General features: G+C 58.2%; 2 protein-coding genes and 1 pseudogene. 1 reads left to right on the forward strand and 2 read right to left on the reverse strand.

What is annotated here, in order from left to right; all coding sequences use genetic code 11:
- Positions 1-343 precede the first annotated feature (343 nt).
- Positions 344-1,288 (forward strand): cation diffusion facilitator family transporter, encoded by a 945-nt coding sequence (locus BLQ98_RS17955; RefSeq protein ID WP_093734544.1) that lies wholly within the window; start codon positions 344-346, stop codon positions 1,286-1,288.
- 233 nt (positions 1,289-1,521) lie between these two features.
- On the opposite strand, the gene BLQ98_RS17960 is transcribed toward BLQ98_RS17955, so the two are convergent.
- Complete coding sequence (locus BLQ98_RS17960) at positions 1,522-2,052, reverse strand: TRAP transporter large permease subunit (protein WP_244148488.1); 531 nt, start codon at positions 2,050-2,052, stop codon at positions 1,522-1,524.
- Positions 2,053-2,081: 29 nt separating this feature from the next.
- Positions 2,082-2,316: pseudogene (locus tag BLQ98_RS17965) on the reverse strand (IS5 family transposase); the annotation flags it as partial.

Genomic DNA, 2,316 nt, shown 5'->3' on the forward strand with positions numbered 1-2,316 from the left:
TCGTCAACCGTGCTGACCCTACTGGTCATGCCCGCCCTGCACCGCTGGTTTGCGCCCAGACAAGGTGGGCATCATTCACTTGTCGAAACGGTCCATGGGCAGCATGCGAAGTCAGCCTCGGGAGCCCTTACCTGATGGAACGAACGCGCTTCAGGCTTGCTTGGATACAGAATTGGCAGAGGAGGAGAGTTCGATGAACATTGCAACGTTTTCGGGCGCGCCCCCGCAGACATCTCCAAAGTTTTCATCGTGGCGTGCACTGTCATGAGACCCGCCCGGATTTCTGCCGTCCGGGCATTGGATGTCATCCATCACATGGGCCGGATATGAAGGAGTTGCCGATATGGGACACGGGCACCATCATCACGTTGACCCCGAAGCAGGTGACCGTCGGGTATTCGCCGCCATCGCGGTCAATCTCGGCCTGACGGCCGCGCAAATTCTGGGTGGCATCGTTTCCGGTTCGCTCGCCCTGATCGCAGACGCGCTTCACAATTTCTCCGATGCGATTTCGCTCATCATCGCCTTTGGTGCGCGCAAGATCGCGCGGCGGCCACGGAATGCGAAAATGACCTTCGGCTATGGCCGGGTCGAGGTTGTGGCCGCCCTCATCAATTACACGACGCTCATCGTGATCGGTCTCTACCTGCTGTACGAAGCCGCGATGCGCTTCGCCGACCCACAGGACGTCGAGGGCTGGCTGATCGTGGTCATCGCAGGCATTGCGCTCGTCGTGGACGCGGCGACTGCGATGCTGACCTACACGATGTCCAAATCCAGTGTGAACATTCGCGCGGCCTTCCTGCACAATGTCGCCGACGCGCTCGGCTCTGTCGCGGTGATCGTCGCGGGCACGCTGATCCTGCTTTACGATTGGCGACTGGTTGATCCGATCGTGACCGTTCTGATAGCAGGGTACATCCTTTGGCAATCCTTCCGCGAGATCGGCCCGGTCATCCGCATTCTCATGCTCGGCTCGCCGCCCGAGATCGAGACGGGCGCGGTTCTCGATACGGTGCGCGACCTCGACGGCGTGGCTGGCATCCATCACGCGCATTTCTGGCAGATGGACGAACACCGCGCCGCGCTCGACGCGCATGTGGTCATCGCGGAAGGTCGCTGGAGCGATGCGGATGCCGTGAAAGAGCAAATCAAGACGGCGCTGGCCGACCGCTTCAACATCGAACACACAACGCTGGAGCTGGAATGCGCGCGCCACGCCTGTGACGACCCGTCCGAGTTTGGCGGCAGAGGTCATAAGCACAAGGCAGCGAGCGAAGAAGCGTGAGCTGAATGTGCGACGTGGCCTTTTCCACTATGACGTATTGAGCTGTTTCGTGTTCCTTGACGGCACTCTTATTCTCGAATGTCTCGATCAGAGTACTCAACGCATTCCGAAACCGTCTCTGACCATCTGTAAAGGTAGTCTCTTCGGGCCGCGCGCAATCAAACCCCTGGCGAACTTTATGACTTCTTCTTGTGACCCCGCCGCAACTCCCTTATCCGCGCCAGAAACATCTGTCACCGTTCGATCAGCTGCGGCGTGTCTGCAGGCCCAAGGGTCACTTCAGGCAGCCAGGTGATAAGCTGAGGGAACGAGATTAGCGCCGCAATCAAAACGATCTCAATGGCGACAAGCGGTACCGCGCCGCGATAGATATCGGAAAGGTTGATACCTTTCGGTGCCGCCATCTTGGCGAAAAATAAGGCATAGCCGAAGGGAGGCGTCAGAAAGGACGTCTGCAAAGCCAGTGCTATCAGGCCAGCGATCCAGATTTGTGCAAAGTAGGCTGAGCCGACGTGATCTGCGAAGTCGAGTTCCGAAAAGATCGGCATCAGCACGGGTATGAAGACCAGCAGCACCTCGATCCAGTCAAAAACAAACCCAAGGACGATGACCACAGCAAGAAGCATCGCCAATAACTCCCATCGGGAGAGATCGAATGTGGATATCCAGTCGAAGATGACATCCGGTCCACCAACAAGGTGGAAACTCAGCGAGAAGACCGATGCGCCCAGTACAATGGGCCGTGTTGCATAGATCAACTGCAACTCAGAGCGCGCCCTACCCGAGACGGAATTCAGGCGGTACGTTCAAAGCTTGGGTGGCCAAGTCCGGTCATCCAGTTGAGAACCCGGACGCCAATCTTGGCTTCTGTTTTCTGATTTTCGAAGGTACGCGCCTTTAGCTTTGGCCCAATAACCACCTTCCAGCGGCCCATGAGGGTTTCGCCCCGGCTGCGTTGGTTGTAGCCAGTGGCTTTCTGCCAGGCCATCCGCCCGCGGGCTGCGACGTCGGCGATATGGCGGTCACGT

This window comes from Sulfitobacter litoralis, assembly GCF_900103185.1.
GTDB lineage: Bacteria > Pseudomonadota > Alphaproteobacteria > Rhodobacterales > Rhodobacteraceae > Sulfitobacter > Sulfitobacter litoralis.

Excerpts from the sequence above, each read along its gene's own strand:
- BLQ98_RS17955 (WP_093734544.1), top strand. The coding sequence starts at position 344 with ATGGGACACGGGCACCATCATCACGTTGACCCCGAAGCAGGTGACCGT.